Genomic DNA, 19,586 nt, shown 5'->3' with positions numbered 1-19,586 from the left:
GGGCGTTACATGAATCACCGGGTGTGACGTGGGTCACAGTCGATGTTCCGCTCCCGCAGGTTGGGAGCAGTGTCCAAAATGCCGTGCGTTCGGAGGGGTGAATCATGAGCGAGCAGAAATTCAGCAAGGTTCTCACACGTACCGTCCTCGTCAGTTGCCTGCTCGCAGGTGCTGTGTCGATGACGGCCTGCAGTGGTCATGGCTCCACCCGCTCCGGCAGCAAGACGGGCAGCAGCGTGAGCCCCGGTACGGCCGGCGGTCCCAGCGGCAGCGGTAGCGACGGCGCGGGAAGCGGCGGCTCCGGAAGCGGCGGTACGGGGAGTGGCGGTTCGGAAACGGCAGGCGGGCCTTCGGATACGGGTAGCGCCGGTGGAACGGGCGGCACCGGTAGCACCGGCGGCGACAGCACGGCGGGCGGCCCCAGCGGTACGGGCACAGGCGGCACCGGCGGCGGTACGGGCGGCACGGGCGGCGGCACAGGCGGTACCGGCGGCGGTACGGGAGGCACCGGCGGTACGGGCGGTACCGGAGGCGGTACCGGCGGTGACGGTGGTACGGGTGGCGGTACGGGCGGTGGCACCGGCCCGACGAATGCGGCGGCCAGCACGGCCGTCGGATCGCTGGCGACGGGAGCGGGCGGCATCATCGCGGCGATCGGCAGCACGGTGACCGGCGTCGGTGCGCAGTTGCCGACGACCACGGTGCTGGGCGGTACGGCGGGCCTGACCGATGCGCTGAGTTCGGCGGTGCAGGGCGTGGGTGGTGCGGTGACGACGCTCGGCAATGCCACCAGCGGCGGCCTGGGCCAGATCGGCAACATCGCCGATCCGGTCGGTACGACGACGGACAGCCTCGGCAATGTGGTGACACAGGTCGGCGGTGCGGTGAACAATCTGGGCGACGGCGTCGCGACGGTGGGTGCGGGCACGCCGATCATGCCGATCACCCAGGCCGTAGGCAGTGTCGTGGGCTATACGGGCTCTGGCGTGGGGCAAGTGGGGTCGTCGCTCGATGGCGCACTGGACTCCGCTTCGGGCAACTCGTTGACGCAGGCCTTGAGCAACGTTCTGACGCCGGTGGTCGGCGCGCTGGGCGACAGCGCCTCGCCGATCAACTCGGGCAACCTGGTCGCGGCGGTCGGTTCGGCCAGCGGCAGCCTGGTCAGCGGCGCAAGCGCGGGCGTGTCGTCGCTGGGTAGCAACATCGCCGCGGTGCAGGGACCTGGCACGACGTCGGGCCTGACCGCAACGGCCGGCCTGGCGGTGCAGAACGTGGCATCGACGCTGGCGCCGGTGGGCGCGGGCCTGTCCAACGGCCTGGGCAAGGCAGGCGTCGGCGGCGGCGATACCGTCGGTACCACGCTCGCAGGGGCCACGGCGGCCGTCACCGGTGCGGGTAACACGGTGTCCGGCCTCGGTACCGGCGCGCTCGCGCCGTTGGCTCCGGTGACCTCGGCGCTCGGTAGCACGGTGTCCAGCGTCGGTAACGGTGCCACGGCGGCTGTTTCCAACGGTGGCGCGCTGTCGGGTGCGACCTCCGCGGTCAGCACGGTGGTCAATACCGTCGCCGCAGCCACGGGCACTCTCTCTGGCGCCACGGCAGGCGGCGGCTCGACCGGCACGGCTCCGGCCGGCCTCGGCGGTGCGCTGGCCGGTGTAACCAACACGGTGGGCGGTACCGTCGGCGGACTGGTCGGCGGCCTCACGGGTGGCGCATTGAATGCGAACGAAGGCTCCAAGCTCGGCTTGAAGATCGGCGTCGGCGGCGGTACCCGCTGATTCCATCGTGATGTCGAAGACGGGCGGCGCTCCGGCGTCGCCCGTCCACCTGTTCCGTTTCCGGTCCGATGGACCCAGGGGAGTGTCCATGAATCGATGGCTCGGCTTCCTTATCGGTATGGCCGTTGTGTGTTCTGCGCAGGGGCAGGTGCGTGCCCCTGCCAATCCGCTGCAAACCCTTCCCCGTACCGAGACGCCCAGGCAGGCGCCGGTCAAGGTGAATGTCGAAGGGCCCAGCCAGGCCGTCGAGGCGTTGCTGGCCCGTCACCTGACGCCCACCCGTTTCGACGTGACGGGCGTGAAATCCATCCCGTTCGACAAGGTGGCCGCCGAGTTCGCGCCGATGCGTGGCAAGGACACTACGGTTCGCGACCTGATCGCCGCTGCCGACCGCGTCACGGCGATGTACAAGCAGGCCGGCTACGCGCTGTCGTTCGCGTTCGTGCCCAACCAGAATTTCTCCGGCGGCGTGGTGCGTGTGGCCGTCGTGGAAGGCTATGTGTCCGAGGTGCGCGTCACCGGCGATGCCGGCAACATGGAGTCGCGCATCCGTGCCATCGCGGCGCACGTGGTCGGCGAGCGGCCACTACGGCAGCAGACCTTCGAGCGCTACACCCAGCTGCTGGGCCAGTTGCCCGGGCTGACCATCGGCGCGAACGTGCCGCCGCCCACCACGACCGACGGCGCGACCCGTCTGGAACTGAGCGCGAAGCGGCAGCGTTACGACGTCAGCTACGGCATGGACCTCAACCATCCCGGCGCGCAGGGCGTGTTCACGCTGCTGGAAAACGGTGCCACGCCGCTGGGTGAGCAAGTCAGCCTGTCCACACTGTTTCCCAATGGCGGCGGCCAGCGCCTCTACGTGCTCGGGTACATGCAGCCGTTCGGCTCGCAAGGCTGGCAGGGCAAGGTGGACGCCACCCGCTATTGGGGTACGCCCGACACCGACAACCAGTTGCCGGCGTACCTGGATCACCGGCTCACCCAGGACCGGCTCGCCCTTTCGGCCGTCTATCCGCTGTTGCTGACCAACAGCAAACGTTTGAACCTGACGATGGGGATCTATGCCTCGAAGCAGGACGATCGCTACCGCAACACGCTCAACGGCGCGATGGTGGCGTTGCAGTCCAGCGTGCGCGTGCTGAACGCCGAGTTGTCGTGGCTGCAGGTGGGCACGCAACGCACGCAGCAGTTCAGCGCCGCGGTGTTCCATGGTTTCGCGGGCATGGGTGCCTATTCCCGCGCGGTCAGCAACACGGGCCCGCTGGCGATCGCCACGCCCGATGTGAGTTTCACGCGCTACACCACCAGCATGAGCTGGGCCGAACAGTGGAAGCACCGCTTCGGCACGGTATTCCGGGCGACCGGGCAATACAGCGACAACGCCTTGCCATCGACCGAGCAGATCAACTTCGGCGGACCGAGCTACGCCTATGCGTACGATCCCGGCGACGCCGCGGGTGACAGCGGGTGGGCCGCCTCGGCGGAAGTGAACCGCAGCTTCGTCATCGGCAGCCGCTGGGTCAAATCCGTGGTGCCGTACGTCGTGTACCAGAGCGCGCACGTTTACCTCAACGGCGCGCGTCCCCTGATCGACAAGCTGGACTCGGCAGCCGTCGGGGTGAGAGTGTCGGACAACCGGCACTATTCGGTGGATTTCGCACTGGCCCGACCCACGGGCGACCGGCCGCCGGAAAGTAACGATCGCGATACGCGGTGGAACCTGACCTTCAGCTACAAGTTGATGTAGCGGAGGTTCCGTTCACACACCGGGCGGCGCACCGACCCGGTGTTCACAAGCACGGCGGCACGATCCTTCCACGCCACCTGCCCGGAAGCCGCCCCATGCCCCTCTCGTTGACACCACCGCCCATCCTTTTCGACGAATCGCTCGAGCACGTCGGTCCCGACGAGGCCGAGACCGCCGAGCAGCTGATCGAAACGCTGACCAGGATCAACGAGACCACGCTGGAGCACGAGAAGCACGCCTACCGGTCCGTGCATGCGAAGAGCCACGGCCTGCTCACGGGTGAACTGGTGGTGCCCGACGGCCTGCCGATTGAGCTGGCCCAGGGCATTTTCAGGAAAGCCGGGCGTTACCCGCTGGTGATGCGCCTGTCGACCGTACCGGGCGACATCCTGGACGACAGCGTGTCCACCCCGCGCGGCATGTCGATCAAGATCATCGGCGTGGAAGGTGACCGTCTGCCCGGCAGCGAAGGCGATGCCACGCAGGACTTCGTCATGGTCAACGGCCCGGCATTCGGCGCGCCCACGGCGAAGAAGTTCGCCGGCACGCTCAAGCTGGTGGCCGCCACCACCGACCGGGCGGAAGGGGCGAAGAAAGTCATTTCCGCTGTGTTTCGTGGCACCGAGCGCCTGATCGAGGCCTTCGGCGGCAAGAGTTCCACGCTGCTGGCCCTGGGTGGCCAGCCCGAGACCAACCCCTTGGGCGACACGTATTACAGCCAGGCGCCGATCCGTTTCGGCGACTACGTGGTGAAGGTGTCGGTGGCTCCGCATTCGCCCAACCTCACCGCGCTCACCGGTGCCGAACTGAACGTCAACGGCAAGCCCGACGGCCTGCGTGATGCGATGGTCGAGCATTTCGCGCGCGAGGGTGGCGAATGGGATGTGCGCGTGCAGTTCTGCACCGATAGCGAGAGCATGCCGATCGAGGATGCATCGGTGGCCTGGTCGGAAGAGAAAAGCCCGTACATCGACGTGGCCCGCATCGTGTTGCAGCCGCAGTCGGCGTGGGACGAAGCCCGCAAACAGGCAATCGACGATGGGCTGTCCTTCAGCCCCTGGCACGGCGTGACCGCGCATCGCCCGCTGGGTTCGGTGATGCGCGCACGACGCGTGGCCTACAGCGTGATGGCGAAGTTCCGCGCTCACCATAACGGTCTTGCGATCAGCGAGCCGACGTCTCTGGACGACCTCAAGCTCTGAAGCCTTACCAGCCCATGTAGTGGCCGCCGTTGATGGCGAGATTGGAGCCGGTGATCCAGCCGGAATCCTCCGACGTCAGGAAGGCCACCGCATGGGCGATTTCCTCCGGGCGCCCCAGGCGTCCGACCGGAATCTGCGCGACGATCTTCGCGCGGATGTCTTCGGGCACCGCCATCACCATGTCGGTGCCCACGTAGCCGGGCGACACGGTGTTGACCGTGATGCCAAAGCGCGCGTTTTCCTGGGCCAGCGAAATCGTGAAGCCGTGCATGCCCGCCTTGGCCGCGGCGTAGTTGGCCTGGCCGTACTGGCCCTTCTGCCCGTTGATCGAGCTGATCTGCACGATGCGTCCCCACTGCCGCAGGCGCATGCCCTCGATGACGGGGCGGGTGACGTTGAAGCAGGCGTTGAGGTTGGTGTTCACCACCTCGGTCCACTGCTGGTAGTCCATCTTGTGGAAGGTGGTGTCGCGGGTGATGCCGGCGTTGTTGATGAGGATTTCCACCGGGCCGGCCAGGGCTTCCACCTCGCGGACCATGGCTTCGGCCGCATTGGGATCGGCCACGTCCCCCGGCACCATCACCACGTCGATGCCGTCGCGGATCATGTCCTCGCGCCAGGCGGTCGCGCGGGCCTCGTCGCGGTAGTTGGTGGCCACCCGATGCCCTTGCCGGGCCAGGTAGCGCACCAGCGCCGTACCGATGCCGCCGGTGCCCCCGGTGACCAGTGCCGTGCGTTGCGTGATGCCCTGCTTCATGTCTGACCGTATCCGTGGGTGATCCGCTGCGCGGTAAGCCGACTTTTATAGCGTCGGCGTGTGGGTAAGACTACTGCGGCGAAGCGACGCAGGGTCGAAGACCGCCAGGGCGTCGCGCAGGAAGTGCTCCGGGCGCGTGGCCGTGGAACGGGCCGGCACCCCCAACTGCGCCAGCGCGAGGCGCAGGGCAGGCAGCGGTTCGGCCGGGTCCACCGGCCACGACGACACCGATTTGGATAGCTTGCGCCCTTCGGCATCACAGACCAGGGGCAGGTGCAGGTAACCCGGCGAGGGCAGTCCGAGCAGGCGCTGGAGATAGCGCTGGCGGGCGGTGGAATCGAGCAGGTCGGCACCGCGCACGACATGGCTGATGCCCTGGGCGCCGTCGTCCACCACGCAGGCCAGTTGGTAGGACCACAGCCCCTCCACTCGGCGGATGACGAAGTCGCCCGCCGCCTCGCGGAGGTTTTCCGTTTGCGGGCCTTGCAGGTCGTCTGTCCAGGCGATGTCGATGTCCGGCGTGCGCAGCCGCCACGCGACGGGACGCGACGGGTCGGGCGGTGCCACGCAGTGGCCGTCGCGGTGCACGCCACCGTAGGGCGCCAGATCGGCGCGACTGCAGCCGCAGGGGAAGAGGTGGCCCTGGTCCTGCAACTGCGCGAAGGCCGCGGCGTACAAGGCGCCCCGGTCAGACTGGAACACCGGCGGCTCGTCCGCGACCAGGCCGAAGGCGTGCAGCGTGGACAGGATGTCCGCCGCCGCGCCGGGCACTTCGCGTGGCGGGTCGATGTCCTCCATGCGCACCAGCCAGTCGCCGCCGTGGTGCCGGGCGACCAGCCAGCTGCCGACCGCCGTCACCAGTGAGCCCAGGTGCAGCGTGCCGGTGGGGGAGGGGGCGAAGCGTCCCCGATAGCGCGAAGGAGGCGGTGGTACCACGGGCTGAGTCGTTTCTCAGAGCGTACGGGACGCGATCGACCCAGTGTAGGCGATGCCGCCAGGCGGCGAGCCGCGCCGGGCCGAGGCCCGGCGGCATGCACGCGCCGCAGGCATTGAATCGTTCAGCGTCCGCCCCGAAAACTTGCCGTGCGCGGCGCCCTCCAGCCAGCCGCCCAGAGAGAGAAGACCATGTTCAAACGTATCGCCCTCTTCATCGCGACCAACCTCGCGGTCATCCTGCTGCTCACCTGCGTCACCCGCGTGCTGGGCATCGACCAGTGGGCGGCCCAGCGCGGCATGGGCATCGGCGGCCTGATCGTCTTCGCCTCCATCTTCGGCATGGGCGGTGCCTTCGTGTCGCTGGCCATCTCCAAGTGGATGGCCAAGATGACCACCGGAGCCAAGGTCATCACCCAGCCGGCCAACGAGACCGAGCGCTGGCTGGTGGATACCGTGCGCGGCCATGCGGAGAAGGCCGGCATCGGCATGCCCGAGGTGGCCATCTACGACGCCCCGGAAATGAACGCGTTCGCCACGGGCATGAGCCGCAACAACGCCCTGGTGGCCGTCAGCAGCGGCCTGCTCCAGCAGATGGACCGTGAGCAGGTCTCGGCTGTGCTGGGTCACGAGATCGGCCACGTGGCCAATGGCGACATGGTCACCCTGACCCTGATCCAGGGCGTGCTCAATACGCTGGTGATCGTCCTTGCGCGCGTGGTGGGCCGCGTGGTCGACAGCTGGATGAGCGGCGGCCGCGAGCGCGACGGCGAGGGTGGCATCGGCTATTTCGTGGTGGTGATGGTGTTGCAGATCGTGTTCGGCTTGTTTGCCTCCATGATCGTCATGTGGTTCTCCCGCTGGCGCGAGTTCCGGGCCGACGCCGCGGGCGCCAGCCTGGCCGGTCGCACCTCGATGATCTCGGCCCTGCAGCGCCTGTCGGCCAACCACGGGGATACCAGCCTGCCGCAGACGATCCAGGCCTTCGGCATCTCCGGGCACCTCGCCTCGGGCTTCAAGCGCCTGTTCATGAGCCACCCGCCCATCGAGGAACGCATCGCCGCCCTGCAAAAGGGGCGCTGACCTTTTTTCCTCACGGGGGTGCCCCCATAATCCGCTGCCTGTCCACCCATGAAGGAACGGCATCGTGAGCCAGGAAACCCGTAAGTTCGAAGCCGAGGTCGCCCAGGTCCTGCATCTGGTCACCCACTCCCTCTACTCGCACAAGGAAATCTTCCTGCGCGAGCTGATCTCCAACGCCTCCGACGCCTGCGACAAGCTGCGCTTCGAGGCGTTGGCCGATCCCGCGCTGGCCGCCGACGATGCGGACCTGCGTATCCAGATCAGCTGGGACCCGGACGCCCGCACCATCAGCGTCCGCGACAACGGCATCGGCATGAGCCGTGACGAGGTGGTCGCCAACATCGGCACCATCGCCAGCTCCGGCACGCGCCGCTACCTCGAGGCCATGTCGGGCGAGCAGAAGGCCGACGCCCGCCTGATCGGCCAGTTCGGCGTGGGCTTCTATTCCGCGTTCGTCGTGGCCGACAAGGTCACCGTCATCACCCGCCGCGCCGGCGCGCCGGATGCGGAAGGCGTGCGCTGGGAAAGCGACGGCAAGGGCGAATACCTGCTCGAGGACACCAGCGTCGCCGAGCGCGGCACCACCGTCGTGCTGCACCTGAAGGCCGACGAGGACGAATTCCTCAAGTCGTGGCAGCTGCGTTCGCTGGTCACCAAGTATTCCGACCACGTGGCCTTCCCCATCCGCATGCCGGTGGAAAAGGACGGCAAGCCCGATCCGACCGAGTGGACCACCATCAATTCGGCGTCCGCGCTGTGGTCGCGTCCGAAGAGCGAGCTGACCGACGAGGACTACCAGGGCTTTTACAAGGCGCTGGGCCACGACTTCAACGACGCCCTGGCCTGGACGCACAACCGCGTCGAAGGCAGCCAGAGCTTCACCACGTTGCTCTACGTGCCCGAGCAGCCGCCGTTCGACCTGATGATGGGCGGCCGCGAAGAGCGCAAGGGCCTTAAGCTGTACATCAAGCGCGTCTTCATCATGGATGCCGCGGAAGAACTGCTGCCAAACTACCTGCGCTTCGTGCGTGGCGTGGTCGATGCGGACGACCTGCCGCTGAACGTCAGCCGCGAGATCCTGCAGCAGAACCGCCAGCTCGAGCGCATCAAGGCCGCGTGCACGAAGCGCGTGCTGGACCTGCTCGAGAAGGTCTCGCGCGACGAGCCGGAGAAGTTCGCGACGTTCCTGGCCGGCTTCGGCAACACGCTCAAGGAAGGCATCGTCGAGGACACCGCCAACCGCGATCGCATCGCCAAGCTCCTGCGCTTCGCCTCGACCAAGGGCGAGGGCTCGGCCAAGACGGTGTCGTTCGACGAGTACATCAACCGCATGGCGGTCGGCCAGGACACGATCTGGTACGTCACCGCCGATAGCTACGCGGCCGCCGCCGGCAGCCCCCAGCTGGAAGCGCTGAGGGCCAAGGACATCGAAGTGCTGCTGATGTTCGACCGCGTCGACGAGTGGATGCTGGGCTACCTGACCGAGTACGAAGGCAAGCGCCTGCGCAACGTGGCCAAGGGCGAGTTCCCGCTGGACGAGGCCGACAAGGCGAAGCAGGAAGCCGCCACGGAAGCCGCCGCCCCGCTGATCGAGCGCGCCAAGGCACTGCTGGGCGATCGCGTCGGCGATGTCCGCATCTCGGCCCGCCTCACCGACTCCCCGTCGTGCCTGGCGCTGGCCGATTTCGACCTCGCCCCGCACCTGGCCCGCCTGCTGCGTGAAGCCGGCCAGGACGTGCCGGAGTCCAAGGCCGTGCTCGAACTCAACCCCGAGCATCCGCTGGTGAAGCGCCTGGCCGCCGAGACCGACGACGGCAAGGCCGGCGACCTGGCCGGCCTGCTGCTGGAGCAGGCCGAGATCACCGCCGGCGCGCAGCTTTCGGACCCCGCCGCGTTCGTGCAGCGGATGAACCGCGTGCTGCTGGCGTAAAGCTCACGGTGTCGCACCGCCCCCGGTGCGACACCGTCCGTCTGCCCCGCAACACCGCCCGTCGTAGGAGCGCACGATGTGCGCGACATGTTTTGAGGCCGGACCCATGACCTGGCGCGCCAGCTCGATGGGCACCGCGAAACCATGTCGCGCACATCGTGCGCTCCTACATGCCGGGCGGCGCAAGAGGGGACGATGTTATCGTCCGACATCATGTCCGCCTTGCTCATCCTCTTCGTCTGCCTCGCGCTCGGCATCCTCTGCCGGCGTTTCGCCAGCCTGCCCGAGGGCATCGTCCCGGGCATCAACTGGTGGGTGCTCAACGTGGCGCTACCGGCGCTGGTGCTGGCGCTCGTCCCGCAGGTCACCGTCGATGCCCACCTGTGGTTCCCGGTTGCGGGGATGTACATCACTTTCTTCGGCGCCTGGGGTCTGTTCGCGCTGTTGGGCAAACTCCTGCGCTGGACGCCGCAACGGATCGGTTGCCTGACCCTCGTGGGTGGCTTCGGCAATACCTCGTTCATGGGCTACCCGCTGATGGAGGCGCTGCACGGCAAGCCGGGCCTCTCCATCGCGGTGATCGCCGACCAGCTCGGGTGCTTTCCGCTGCTGGCGGCGGGCGGCATCGTCGTGGCGTCGCTGTATTCGGGCAAGGGCACCCGCGCCACGGCCATCGTGCGGCGCGTGCTGACCTTCCCGGCATTCCTGGCGCTGCTGGTGGGCGTGCTCGTGGGCATGGCGGGGGGCTGGCCTCCCGCCTGCGAGAAGGTGCTGCTACAGATCGGCCAGACCCTGACGCCGCTGGCGCTGTTCTCCGTGGGCCTACAGTTCCGTCTGCAGATGCGCAGGGAAGAAACCCTTCCCCTGCTGGCCGGACTGGGCTGGAAGCTGCTGTTGGCGCCGTTGGCCGTGCTGGCGTTGGGCCTGTCCACCAGCGTGGGCGGACTGATCCTCACCGTCGGGGTATTGCAGTCGGCCATGGCGCCGATGATCTCGGCAGCCATCCTCGCCGACCAGCACGGTCTGGAGCCGCGGCTGGCGAACACGGTGCTGGGCGCGGGCATCGTGCTCTCGCTGGTGACCTTGCCGCTCGGCAACCTGCTGCTTCCAGCCGCGTGAGCGCTTGGTTTTGCCCCGGCACGTCCGCACACTCAGCCCATGACCGATCAGACCAGTAGTCCCGGGGTTCGCGCCGACGTATGGCTATGGGCAGCCCGCTTCTTCAAGACCCGCAGCCTGGCCAAGCAGGCCATCGAGGGCGGCAAGGTGGCGCTCAACGACGCTCCCTGCAAACCGGCCCGTCCCGTGGTGGCCGGCGACACGCTGCGGATAACCCGCGGCGACGAGCGCCTTGTCTGCCTCGTGGTGGCGTTGTCCGCCAAACGCGGCCCGGCGCCGGAGGCGCGCAAGCTCTACACCGAGACCGAAGAGAGCATCGCCGAGCGCGAGCGGTTGCGTGAGGACAAGCGGCTGACCGGCGGTGCGCTGCTGCGTCCGGACTCGCGGCCGGACAAGCGTTCGCGGCGACTTATCCAGGACCTCAAAAAGACGTTGTGACTTGCGGTTCCGCCTCTTTGAACCAGTTGTGAGAGTGATCCTTCCAGCAATTTCCGTCTGGCCTTGCCCTCGGTTCTACGTAAGCGAGACGGCTATCGCGATAGCGTTCGCTCCCATAAAACTCCGCGTTGAGTGTGTGGCCGCCTTTTCAGACTAGACCGCTTGTTCCCGCAACCCGTTCAGTGTCCAATCGACGGGTGCCACATGGCAGCGCCATTTCAGGGAACAAGGACAGCATGATGTTTAACGATCTTCGCCGACTGGACCGTCGGTATGCCGCATCGATGTGCCTTATGGGTATCTCCGCGCTTCTTTTCCTGGCAGCTTGTCCTGCCGCTCGGGCCGCCGATACGTGTGAGTCCACCTTCAAGGCATCAGGTAGCCTTTTCTCAGGCAAGGTATTCGAAGCGCGCTGGATCGCGCCTGGTGTGACGGCACAAGGCGCGGTTGAGCAAATGAAGGTCATTGCCCCAGGCGAAGACTTCCAAGTCGGGCAAGATACGCTTGCCGGATCAACCGCTAAGCTCGCTCTCACAAGCAAACCCCAGGGGAACTCACGGGGTTTCCCCGTCGAGTTTTCGGCTGACGACAGCGGTCAGCTCGTGTTGAAGGCCAGCCTGCCTGCAGGTATGGGCGCCAGCGAAAAAAACATGAGAGCGTCGATGTGCGGCATTCTCGCGAAGGTGAAGCCGCGCGGAGTGGAATCTTCCGTGCCGGCCACGGCCACGACGGACGCGCGCGCCGCTCAGGGTGCGCCGGGTGCCTTGCCTGGTCCTATCTCGCCCGAGGATTCAACCCGTCTGTGCGAGGCGAATTTTACCGATGAAACCGATGTCGTCGGCGGCACCCGTTCCGTCTTCGGCACATGGACACTGACCTCGTCCGGCGACGACGCGCAGCATGCGTTCGGACGTCTCAAGGCATTTCTGGCCAAGACCTCGGATGCCCGCATGCTTCGGGAGGACTTCCACGGCAAAAAGGGTGCAATGGATATCTCGCTGACCAGCGGCGCGTACATCCGTTCGACCATCATGGACGCGCCCGACGTTCGACCGTTCCCGGTGCGAGTGGAGTTCGACAGTGACATGGGGGCGGTTTCATTAGTCCTTCGTACGTACTCCAAGCAACAAGGCTCCCGAGACGCGCTTCGTAGTATCGCGTGCGCAATGCTCTCCGCCACCGCGGCCGGTACGGCGCCGTCTTCGCCGAATCAATCCGAAAAGACGCCGCGACTCCGTAATCCGTTCAAGAAGGTCGAGAACTCTGCTATGGCCAAGCGAACGGACGATCTTAAACGCCGAAATGATGGCATGGAGGCCTTGTTTGTACGTGCTATCTACGCAGGTAAGGCATTCGTGGCCATGCCGACCCTGTTCGTATTCAAAAAATACCAGGGTACGGGTGTCGACCAGCTCCGGGAAGAGCAGCTCGTGAACTACTGGATCGACCTTACTGCCACCACTCAGTGGCAACGAGCGGACGACGCAGCCGATGTCCTGCAAACGGGCTCCATGTCCAGCATGACTGAGCAGGGGCTGCACGGCTTCGCTTATAGGTATCCAGGTGGAAGCGGCAAGTCGGAGTACGGCCTATTCATCGTTGATCCCGGCACCTACCAACTTAAAGGGACGAGTACCGAGTTCCGTCGCGCTTCTATGCCGGATATGTCGACGCAGGCCGGGCCAGCGAAGTCATCGCTGGGATCGGTATCGTTTGTGTCGACCCAGGACACGGAATACTACAAGACCCAGGCCTGGCAAGGCGCCACTTATCAAAACGGGACTTATACAGGTACGTATTGCGCCCTCATGGATTCATCGACAGGCGGATGTGCGGGTTTCGACGTCGGCACGCGAAGCTACTCGAAGCAGGTGAGTTCGGCAGGTTACAAGACCGTGCAACTCGACAAGCAGGTAAGCGGTTTGCTCGTGACTACGGCGTTGTCGCGCCCATTCGCATCGTTCCGGGTCGGAAAAGGGGACGTGGTCTATGCGGACGGCTTTGTCGTTGATGGAGCGAGCATCGCTATCAATCACGATGCGTGCAAACAAGCGGATGCAGATACGGCAACCTGTGCCTTGAAGTCCTTCAACGTGCTCCGCGTCCCGGCGACGGCTGAGCATGTCTCGGAATGGCAGCGAAGTGGCTTGATCGCCCCCTCCCTGGCTGGCCTTCTCGGCAAAGCCAAACCGGCGGACATAACCCTAGGGGCAGGAGTTGTAGCCCTGCCCCAGAAGCCGGGTACGTTTGAGGCCGGTTGGGCGACTCGCTACGCGCTCAAAAGCAAATAAAAAGGATTCTTCACAACTGACGTGCCGAATCAGGTTTAGAGCGCTGTTCCAGCAACCGTTTCGTGCCATGCCGTCGCCAATGCTCTCCGTCCCCGCTTACCTCTGTCGTCACGGAGGTGGCGGGTGGTTACGCTCTGAGCGAGTTCGGCCGCTTGCGGCCGTTGTTTGAGCGCAGAGTGTGACCACCCGGCGCCTCATTGCCGCGCCGTACGAGCGGCGGCGGCTCCGGCATGGGCTCCGGGGCAGGCCCCGGTCATGTACGAAGAACCCAAAAAAACCGCCCCCGCATCCCATGTCCCGGGCTGCTGACTCGGGGATGGGGCGGAGGCGTCACGGAGTCGGAAGATGGAGAGTCGTAAGACCCCGTGAAATCGACAACGTCACTATAAGCAGCGCAGTTCCCAAGGGGAATTCGATTGTTTGGATCGCCCCGATAGGGTGACTCAATGGTTCAGCGCAGCATTTTTCGCAGCTTGTAGAGCTGGTCCAGGGCCGCACGTGGCGTCAGGTCGTCGGGATCCATCGCGCGAAGCGCCTCTTCCACGGGCGAGGGCAAGGGCGGGGCGAACAACCCCATCTGCGGCGCGGCCGCCGCCGGCGTCGCCACGGCTGCGGTCACTTCGTGCCCCTGTTCCAGCGCAGCCAGATAACGCCGGGCATCGGCGATCACCGCCTTGGGCAAGCCGGCCAGTGCCGCCACCTGCAAGCCGAAGCTGCGATTGGCCGGGCCGTCCTTCACCGTGTGCATGAAGACCAACTGCTCGCCGTATTCGACGGCGTCCAGGTGCACGTTGGCGATGGTGCGGTAATCGCCCGCCAGTTCGGTCAGCTCGAAATAATGCGTGGCGAACAAGGTGTACGCGCAGCTCGTCGCCGCGAGATGGACGGCCGCGGCGCGGGCCAGCGACAGCCCGTCGTACGTGCTGGTGCCACGGCCCACTTCGTCCATCAGCACGAGGCTGCACTCGGTCGCGTTGTGCAGGATGTTCGCGGTCTCGCTCATCTCCACCATGAAAGTGGACTGGCCGCGCGACAGGTCGTCCCCGGCGCCGATGCGGGTGAATATGCGATCGATCGGCCCGATGCTGGCGGCGGAGGCCGGCACGTAGCTGCCGACATGGGCGAGCAGCACGATCAGGGCGTTCTGCCGCATATAGGTGGACTTACCGCCCATGTTGGGGCCGGTGATGACGAGCATGCGCCGCGCGGCGTCCAGCGCCAGGTCGTTCGGTTCGAACGGCTCGTCGCGCACCTTCTCCACCACCGGATGGCGGCCGCGCTCGATGTGGATGCCGGGCACGTCGGTGAGCACCGGTGCGGCCCAGTCGAGGGCTTCCGCACGGTCGGCCAGGTCGGCCAGCACGTCCAGTTCGGCCATCGCCGCGGCGGCGATCTTCAGCTCGCCCAGGCGCTCGGTCAGCTTGTCCAGCAGCAGTTCGTACAGCGCTCGCTCGCGCATCAGCGAGCGTTCCTTCGCCGACAGCACCTTGTCCTCGAACTGCTTCAGTTCCTCGGTGATGTAGCGCTCGGCATTCTTCGTGGTCTGCCGGCGGGTGTAATGCGTCGGTGCCTTCTCGGAGTGAGCCCGCGAAATCTCGATGTAATAGCCATGCACGCGGTTGTAGCCGACCTTGAGCGTCGGGATACCGCTGGCAGCTTTCTCGCGTTCTTCCATGTCGACCAGGAACTGATCCGCGTTGGTCGACAATTGGCGCAGTTCGTCCAGTTCCTCGTCGTAGCCCTCGGCGAGCACGCCGCCGTCGCGCAGCAGCACCGGCGGCTGCGCGATTACCGCGCGCATCAGCAGATCGGCCGTGTCGGCATGGTCGCCGATACGCTCCACCAGGTCGTGCAGGAGCGGGCTGTCCAGGCCGGCGATGTCGTCGCGCAGCGCTGGCGCAGCGGCCAGCCCATCGCGCAGCGTCGAGAGATCGCGCGGCCGCGCGGAACGGAGCGCGACGCGCGCAAGGATGCGCTCCAGGTCGCCGATGCCGCGCAGGCGCTCACGTAGGGTGGCGTGCCGGCGCGTATCGATCAGGCTGCCGATGGCCTGGTGGCGGCCACGCAGCACGCCGCGATCGCGCAACGGACGGTTGAGCCAGCGTCGGAGCAGGCGCGCCCCCATCGGCGTTACCGTTTCGTCCAGCACGCCGAGCAGGGTGTTTTCCACACGGCCGCTCTGGTGCGTGTCGATCTCCAGGTTCCGTCGTGTCGCCGCGTCCATGGCGATCGTCTCGCCGGCGTTTTCCACGGCCATGCCGGTGAGGTGAGGCAGGGCGGCCTTCTGGGTTTCCTCTACGTAGCCCAGCAGGCAACCGGCCGCGGCGACCGCCATCGGCATGCCGTCCACACCGAAGCCGCGCAGGTCGCGCGTACGGAAGAAGCGGCAGAGTTCTCGCGTGGCGGCATCGCCGTCGAAGTGCCACGGCTGGCGCTTGCGCAGGCCGGGCAGGGAGGCGACCAGCTTCGGCCAGGCCACGTCTTCGCCGACCAGGGTCTCGGCGGGTTGGAGGCGGGCCAGCTCGGCGGCCAGGCCCTCGGCGCCTGTCACCTCGGTCAGCAGGAAGCGTCCGGTGGACAGGTCCACCCAGGCCAGTCCGTAACCGGTCTGGCCGGCGGCGATGGACAGCAGCAGGTTGTCGCGACGCTCTTCCATCAGCGCGGCATCGGTTACCGTGCCCGGGGTGACGATTCGCACCACCTCGCGCTTCACCGGGCCCTTCGACAGGGCCGGATCGCCGATCTGCTCGCACAGCGCCACGGACTCGCCCAGCTTCACCAGGCGAGCCAGGTAGTTCTCGACGGCGTGGTAGGGCACGCCGGCCATGGGAATGGGCGCGCCGGCCGACTGGCCGCGCTGGGTCAGGGTGATGTCGAGCAGTCGCGCCGCCTTGCGGGCGTCGTCGTAGAACAGCTCGTAGAAGTCGCCCATCCGGAAGAACAGCAGGATATCCGGATGCTCGGCCTTGGCCGCGAGGTACTGGCGCATGAAGGGCGTGTGGCCGGCGACTGCGGTCGAGGAAAGAGTGGAGTGCTGTTCCATCAGTGCCTTAAGGTGAATCGGTACGAAAAGTGAGGGCATGCCGAGGCCCTTCCGGGACCCAGGCCCTATATCGTATTCGATGAGTACCGGCACGCGCGTCGTGGAGGTGACAACCGCCCCCATCGCTGGTCACGATGGGGGGGGGCGATGCCTCCCAGCCTATCCTGCCATTCAGCAGGAATTACCAGATCTTCACCTGCTTGTCGCCCGAACGAACCATCTTCGCATTCGGCTTGCACTGGAACGCGGTGGCGAAGGCGTCCATGTTCGACGGCGGACCGATGGCACGCAGCGACGAGGGTGCATGCGGGTCGGTGTTGAGGTAGAGCATGGCCTGTTTTTCACGCACGCTGCCGCGCCACACGCGCGCCCAGTTCAGGAAGAAACGTTGGTCCTGGGTGTAGCCGTCGATCTTCGACTCCGCTTCCTTCGGGTTCTTCTTCAACGCTTCCTGCAGGGCGTCGTACGCCACGGCCGTGCCGCCCAGGTCGGCGATGTTCTCGCCCAGGGTCAGCTTGCCGTTGACGTGCAGGTCCGGCTTGTCCTTGATCGGCGTGTATTCGTCGAACTGCTTCACCAGCTTGGCGGTGCGTGCATCGAACTTGGCGCGATCGGCCTTGGTCCACCAGTTGCTGTTGTTGCCTTCACCGTCGAACTGGCTGCCCTGGTCGTCGAAACCGTGGCTGGCCTCGTGGCCGATCACCGCACCGATACCGCCGTAGTTGATCGCGTCGTCGCCGTTGGCGTCGAAGAACGGCGGCTGCAGGATGGCGGCCGGGAAGTTGATCGTGTTGTCGGTCGGGTTGTAGTACGCGTTGACCGTCTGCGGCGTCATGCCCCATTCCATGCGGTCGGTCGGCTTGCCGATCTTGGCGATGTCGTAGTGGTAATTGAACTTCTCGGCCGCCTCGACATTGCCGAAGTAGTTCTCGCCGGTGATATCCAGGCCGGACCAGTCACGCCACTTGTCCGGGTAGCCGATCTTGGGCAGGAAGGTGTTCCACTTGGCGATGGCTTTCTGCTTGGTCTCGTCGCTCATCCAGTCGAGCTTTTCCAGGCGGGCCTTGAGCGCGTTGCGCACGTTGTCCACCAGCTCGCTGGCGCGCTGCTTGGCTTCCGGCTTGAACACCTTGGCCACGTACAGCTGGCCCAAGCCTTCGCCCATGGAGGTGTTGACCGTGCCGAGCACGCGCTTCCAGCGTGGCCTTTGCTCCGGCTGGCCCGAAAGCGTTTTGCCGTAGAAGTCGAACTTGTTGTCCTGGAAGGTCTTGGACAGGTACGGCGAGGCACTGTCGATGGCGTGGAAGCGCAGGTAGGCCTGCCAGGTGGATACCGGCGTGGAGGCCAGCATCGTGTCGAACGCCTTGAAGAACTTCGGCTGCGACAGCGAGAAGCCCTTGTCGACGGTGACGCCCTGGGCGGCGAAGAACTTCTCCCAATTGAAATGCGGGGTGACCTTGTCCGCTTCCTTCACGCTGACGAAGTGGTACTGGTTTTCCGGTGCGCGCAGTTCCACCGGCGAGAGCGAGGCCGCGGCGAGCTGGGTCTCGAATTTCATGATGGCGTCGGCCTGCGTCTTCGCATCCGCGTCGGACACGCCGGCCAGCGTCAGCGTCTTGACGATGTAGTCGACATAGGCCTTGCGGTTGTCGGCCTGCTTGGGATCGGTGTAGTAATCCTTGGTCGGCAGGCCCAGGCCGTCCTGCTGGGTGAAGCCGATCTGCATCTTGGCGTTCTTGAAGTCGGCGCCGGCGCCGAAGCCGAACACGTAACCGTTGCCGTCGTTGAAGCTGCTGTCGAGGAAGTCCACGATGTCCTGCGGCGACTTCAGCGCGTCGATCTTCGCCAGCTCCGGCTTCAGCGGTTCGATGCCGGCCTTCTCGATGGCATCCTCGTTCATGCCCGAACGGTAGAGCAGGCCGATCTTCTGTTCGATCGAGCCGGCCTTGGCGCTGGCCGCGCCCTTGTCCATGGCGTCGACGATGTCGTGCTGGGTGTTCAGGCTGGTTTCTTCCAGCTGGTCGAAGGCGCCCCATTCGGTGTGATCGTCCGGAATCGGGTTGGCGGCCACCCACTTGGCATTGACGAAGCCGTTGAAGTCGTCGCAAGCGTCGATGCCGGTGTCGAGGTCAGCCACGTTGAACGTGGGGCCAGCTGGCGCGGCGGCGGCCGTGGTGGCCGGGGCGGGCGCGCTGCCCGTGACGGCCGGGGCGTTGGCCGTCGAGGCACTGCCGGCTGCGGCGGACGTGTCGGCATCGCCGTGCTGGCTGCACGCGGTGCCGGCGAGCGCGATGCTCAAGGCCAGCGCGAGCGGCTTCAGGTCATGCTTGGTCATGGGTGCCCTCGTATGAAAGTGACGTGCATCGGCGCCTCCGGGCGCGACTGCCGAGCATAGCGTCTGGGAGGCGGGCACAGCACCATGGGCAACGAACATCCCGGGGATCGCAAAGACTTGCGAGGCAACGTCCGCTCTCAGGTTTTCTCGTCAATTCAGGTCATGAAGGTCCCTACTCTGCGCCACCCCGACCGAAAAATGACGAAACGTCACCCGCAGGCTTTCGCCCTGCGGCGAGCAACACATCGGCCCGATCGAAAGTCCATCCTCCGCGGGAAAGGGACATAGCCGAAGCAGTGGCCAGCGATGGCCATCGGTCGAATATTGCACACGTAGCACGCCGTCCTTCAGCGTCATCCGTACCCAGAAACCGCCGGATGTTTCGGGCATGCGACAGGTCGCCCAGTCGGATTGCCCTTGGGTCAGCACACTGCCGATCATCCGTTCGCCGTCGCTGAACTCCACGCCGGCCTTGCACCATATCTCGGGGCTCGCCCGGAGCATAAGGCCGGCCTGTTCGTAGAGATGCTGGAAGTCCGCTTCGACGAAGACCTGTGCGGTGAAGTGGGCGGATACCGGGACGGAGAGTAAATGACCGGAGTCGTGCACGAAAGCGTAGTAGGTATGGCGCCAGAAATCGCCCTCCGGACCTGTGGTGACGTGCAGGACGCCGTCGGCGATGTTCCAGTGCGGCGGTTCGTTGAGCCAGGTTCCTCGTTCCAGCATGTTTCGTCTCCGGTTTTCGATGCTCGAAAGAGGCTAGCTCAATCGAGGGCGTGTGGGATTTCAGGAGATGTCTCGTAAGGGATCGCTGTTGATTTACAAATGAGAAACGTTATTGTTTCCGACCCGTGGCCGTATGACCCAGGCCGAGTTTGGCAATCGACGCCAGATCCATCGCATCGGAACTATTTTTTCGTATCAGCC

The 19,586-nt window shown here is 65.8% G+C and carries 13 protein-coding genes; 8 read left to right on the top strand and 5 right to left on the bottom strand.

Annotation, left to right across the window (positions count from 1 at the left end; translation table 11 throughout):
• The first annotated feature begins 104 nt into the window (after positions 1-104).
• The 3 genes from AB8808_RS15215 (at position 105) to AB8808_RS15205 (ending at position 4,730) form a co-directional block, all read left to right on the top strand.
• Positions 105-1,778 carry a collagen-like triple helix repeat-containing protein gene (locus AB8808_RS15215; RefSeq protein WP_369930483.1) on the top strand — a complete coding sequence of 558 codons (1,674 nt, stop codon included), beginning with the start codon at positions 105-107 and terminating at the stop codon, positions 1,776-1,778.
• An 88-nt stretch (positions 1,779-1,866) separates the two neighbouring features.
• Positions 1,867-3,528 carry a ShlB/FhaC/HecB family hemolysin secretion/activation protein gene (locus AB8808_RS15210; protein ID WP_369930482.1) on the top strand — a complete coding sequence of 554 codons (1,662 nt, stop codon included), beginning with the start codon at positions 1,867-1,869 and terminating at the stop codon, positions 3,526-3,528.
• A gap of 95 nt (positions 3,529-3,623) precedes the next feature.
• A complete protein-coding gene (locus AB8808_RS15205; RefSeq protein ID WP_369930481.1) occupies positions 3,624-4,730 on the top strand; it encodes a catalase family protein in 1,107 nt (368 codons plus the stop codon).
• A 4-nt stretch (positions 4,731-4,734) separates the two neighbouring features.
• On the opposite strand, the gene phbB is transcribed toward AB8808_RS15205, so the two are convergent.
• Both phbB and gluQRS read right to left on the bottom strand, forming a co-directional pair.
• A complete protein-coding gene (phbB, locus tag AB8808_RS15200; RefSeq protein ID WP_036144051.1) occupies positions 4,735-5,475 on the bottom strand; it encodes an acetoacetyl-CoA reductase in 741 nt (246 codons plus the stop codon).
• 57 nt (positions 5,476-5,532) lie between these two features.
• The gene (gene gluQRS / locus AB8808_RS15195; RefSeq protein ID WP_369930480.1) at positions 5,533-6,423 is read right to left on the bottom strand and encodes a tRNA glutamyl-Q(34) synthetase GluQRS; all 891 of its coding nucleotides are present in this window, start codon (positions 6,421-6,423) and stop codon (positions 5,533-5,535) included.
• Between the two features lie 189 nt (positions 6,424-6,612).
• Between gluQRS and htpX the strand changes: the two genes are divergently transcribed.
• The 5 genes from htpX (at position 6,613) to AB8808_RS15170 (ending at position 13,281) form a co-directional block, all read left to right on the top strand.
• Entirely contained in the window at positions 6,613-7,503 is an 891-nt protein-coding gene (htpX, locus tag AB8808_RS15190; protein WP_369930479.1) for a protease HtpX, read from the top strand.
• A 64-nt stretch (positions 7,504-7,567) separates the two neighbouring features.
• Positions 7,568-9,433, top strand: a complete 1,866-nt coding sequence (htpG, locus tag AB8808_RS15185; protein WP_506193227.1) for a molecular chaperone HtpG — start codon at positions 7,568-7,570, stop codon at positions 9,431-9,433.
• 195 nt (positions 9,434-9,628) lie between these two features.
• Positions 9,629-10,552: an AEC family transporter gene (locus AB8808_RS15180; protein WP_369930478.1), complete on the top strand. Its 924-nt coding sequence runs from the start codon at positions 9,629-9,631 to the stop codon at positions 10,550-10,552.
• 39 nt (positions 10,553-10,591) lie between these two features.
• Positions 10,592-10,990: an RNA-binding S4 domain-containing protein gene (locus tag AB8808_RS15175; RefSeq protein ID WP_369930477.1), complete on the top strand. Its 399-nt coding sequence runs from the start codon at positions 10,592-10,594 to the stop codon at positions 10,988-10,990.
• A gap of 239 nt (positions 10,991-11,229) precedes the next feature.
• Positions 11,230-13,281: a hypothetical protein gene (locus AB8808_RS15170; protein WP_506193226.1), complete on the top strand. Its 2,052-nt coding sequence runs from the start codon at positions 11,230-11,232 to the stop codon at positions 13,279-13,281.
• Between the two features lie 451 nt (positions 13,282-13,732).
• Here AB8808_RS15170 and mutS read toward each other — a convergent pair whose 3' ends face one another.
• The 3 genes from mutS to AB8808_RS15155 all read right to left on the bottom strand — a co-directional run bounded on the left by mutS (position 13,733) and on the right by AB8808_RS15155 (position 19,385).
• Positions 13,733-16,324 carry a DNA mismatch repair protein MutS gene (mutS, locus tag AB8808_RS15165; RefSeq protein WP_369931268.1) on the bottom strand — a complete coding sequence of 864 codons (2,592 nt, stop codon included), beginning with the start codon at positions 16,322-16,324 and terminating at the stop codon, positions 13,733-13,735.
• A 181-nt stretch (positions 16,325-16,505) separates the two neighbouring features.
• On the bottom strand, positions 16,506-18,659 hold the full coding sequence (locus AB8808_RS15160; protein ID WP_369930475.1) for a M13 family metallopeptidase: 2,154 nt from the start codon (positions 18,657-18,659) through the stop codon (positions 16,506-16,508).
• A gap of 150 nt (positions 18,660-18,809) precedes the next feature.
• Positions 18,810-19,385 carry a DUF1349 domain-containing protein gene (locus tag AB8808_RS15155; protein ID WP_369930474.1) on the bottom strand — a complete coding sequence of 192 codons (576 nt, stop codon included), beginning with the start codon at positions 19,383-19,385 and terminating at the stop codon, positions 18,810-18,812.
• Between the last annotated feature and the right edge of the window lie 201 nt (positions 19,386-19,586).

Source organism: Xanthomonas sp. NCPPB 2632 (genome assembly GCF_041228075.2).
Classification (GTDB): Bacteria; Pseudomonadota; Gammaproteobacteria; order Xanthomonadales; family Rhodanobacteraceae; genus Luteibacter.
The sequence above is the reverse complement of the archived record's forward strand: the minus strand, read 5'-3'. Positions and strand labels throughout refer to the sequence as shown.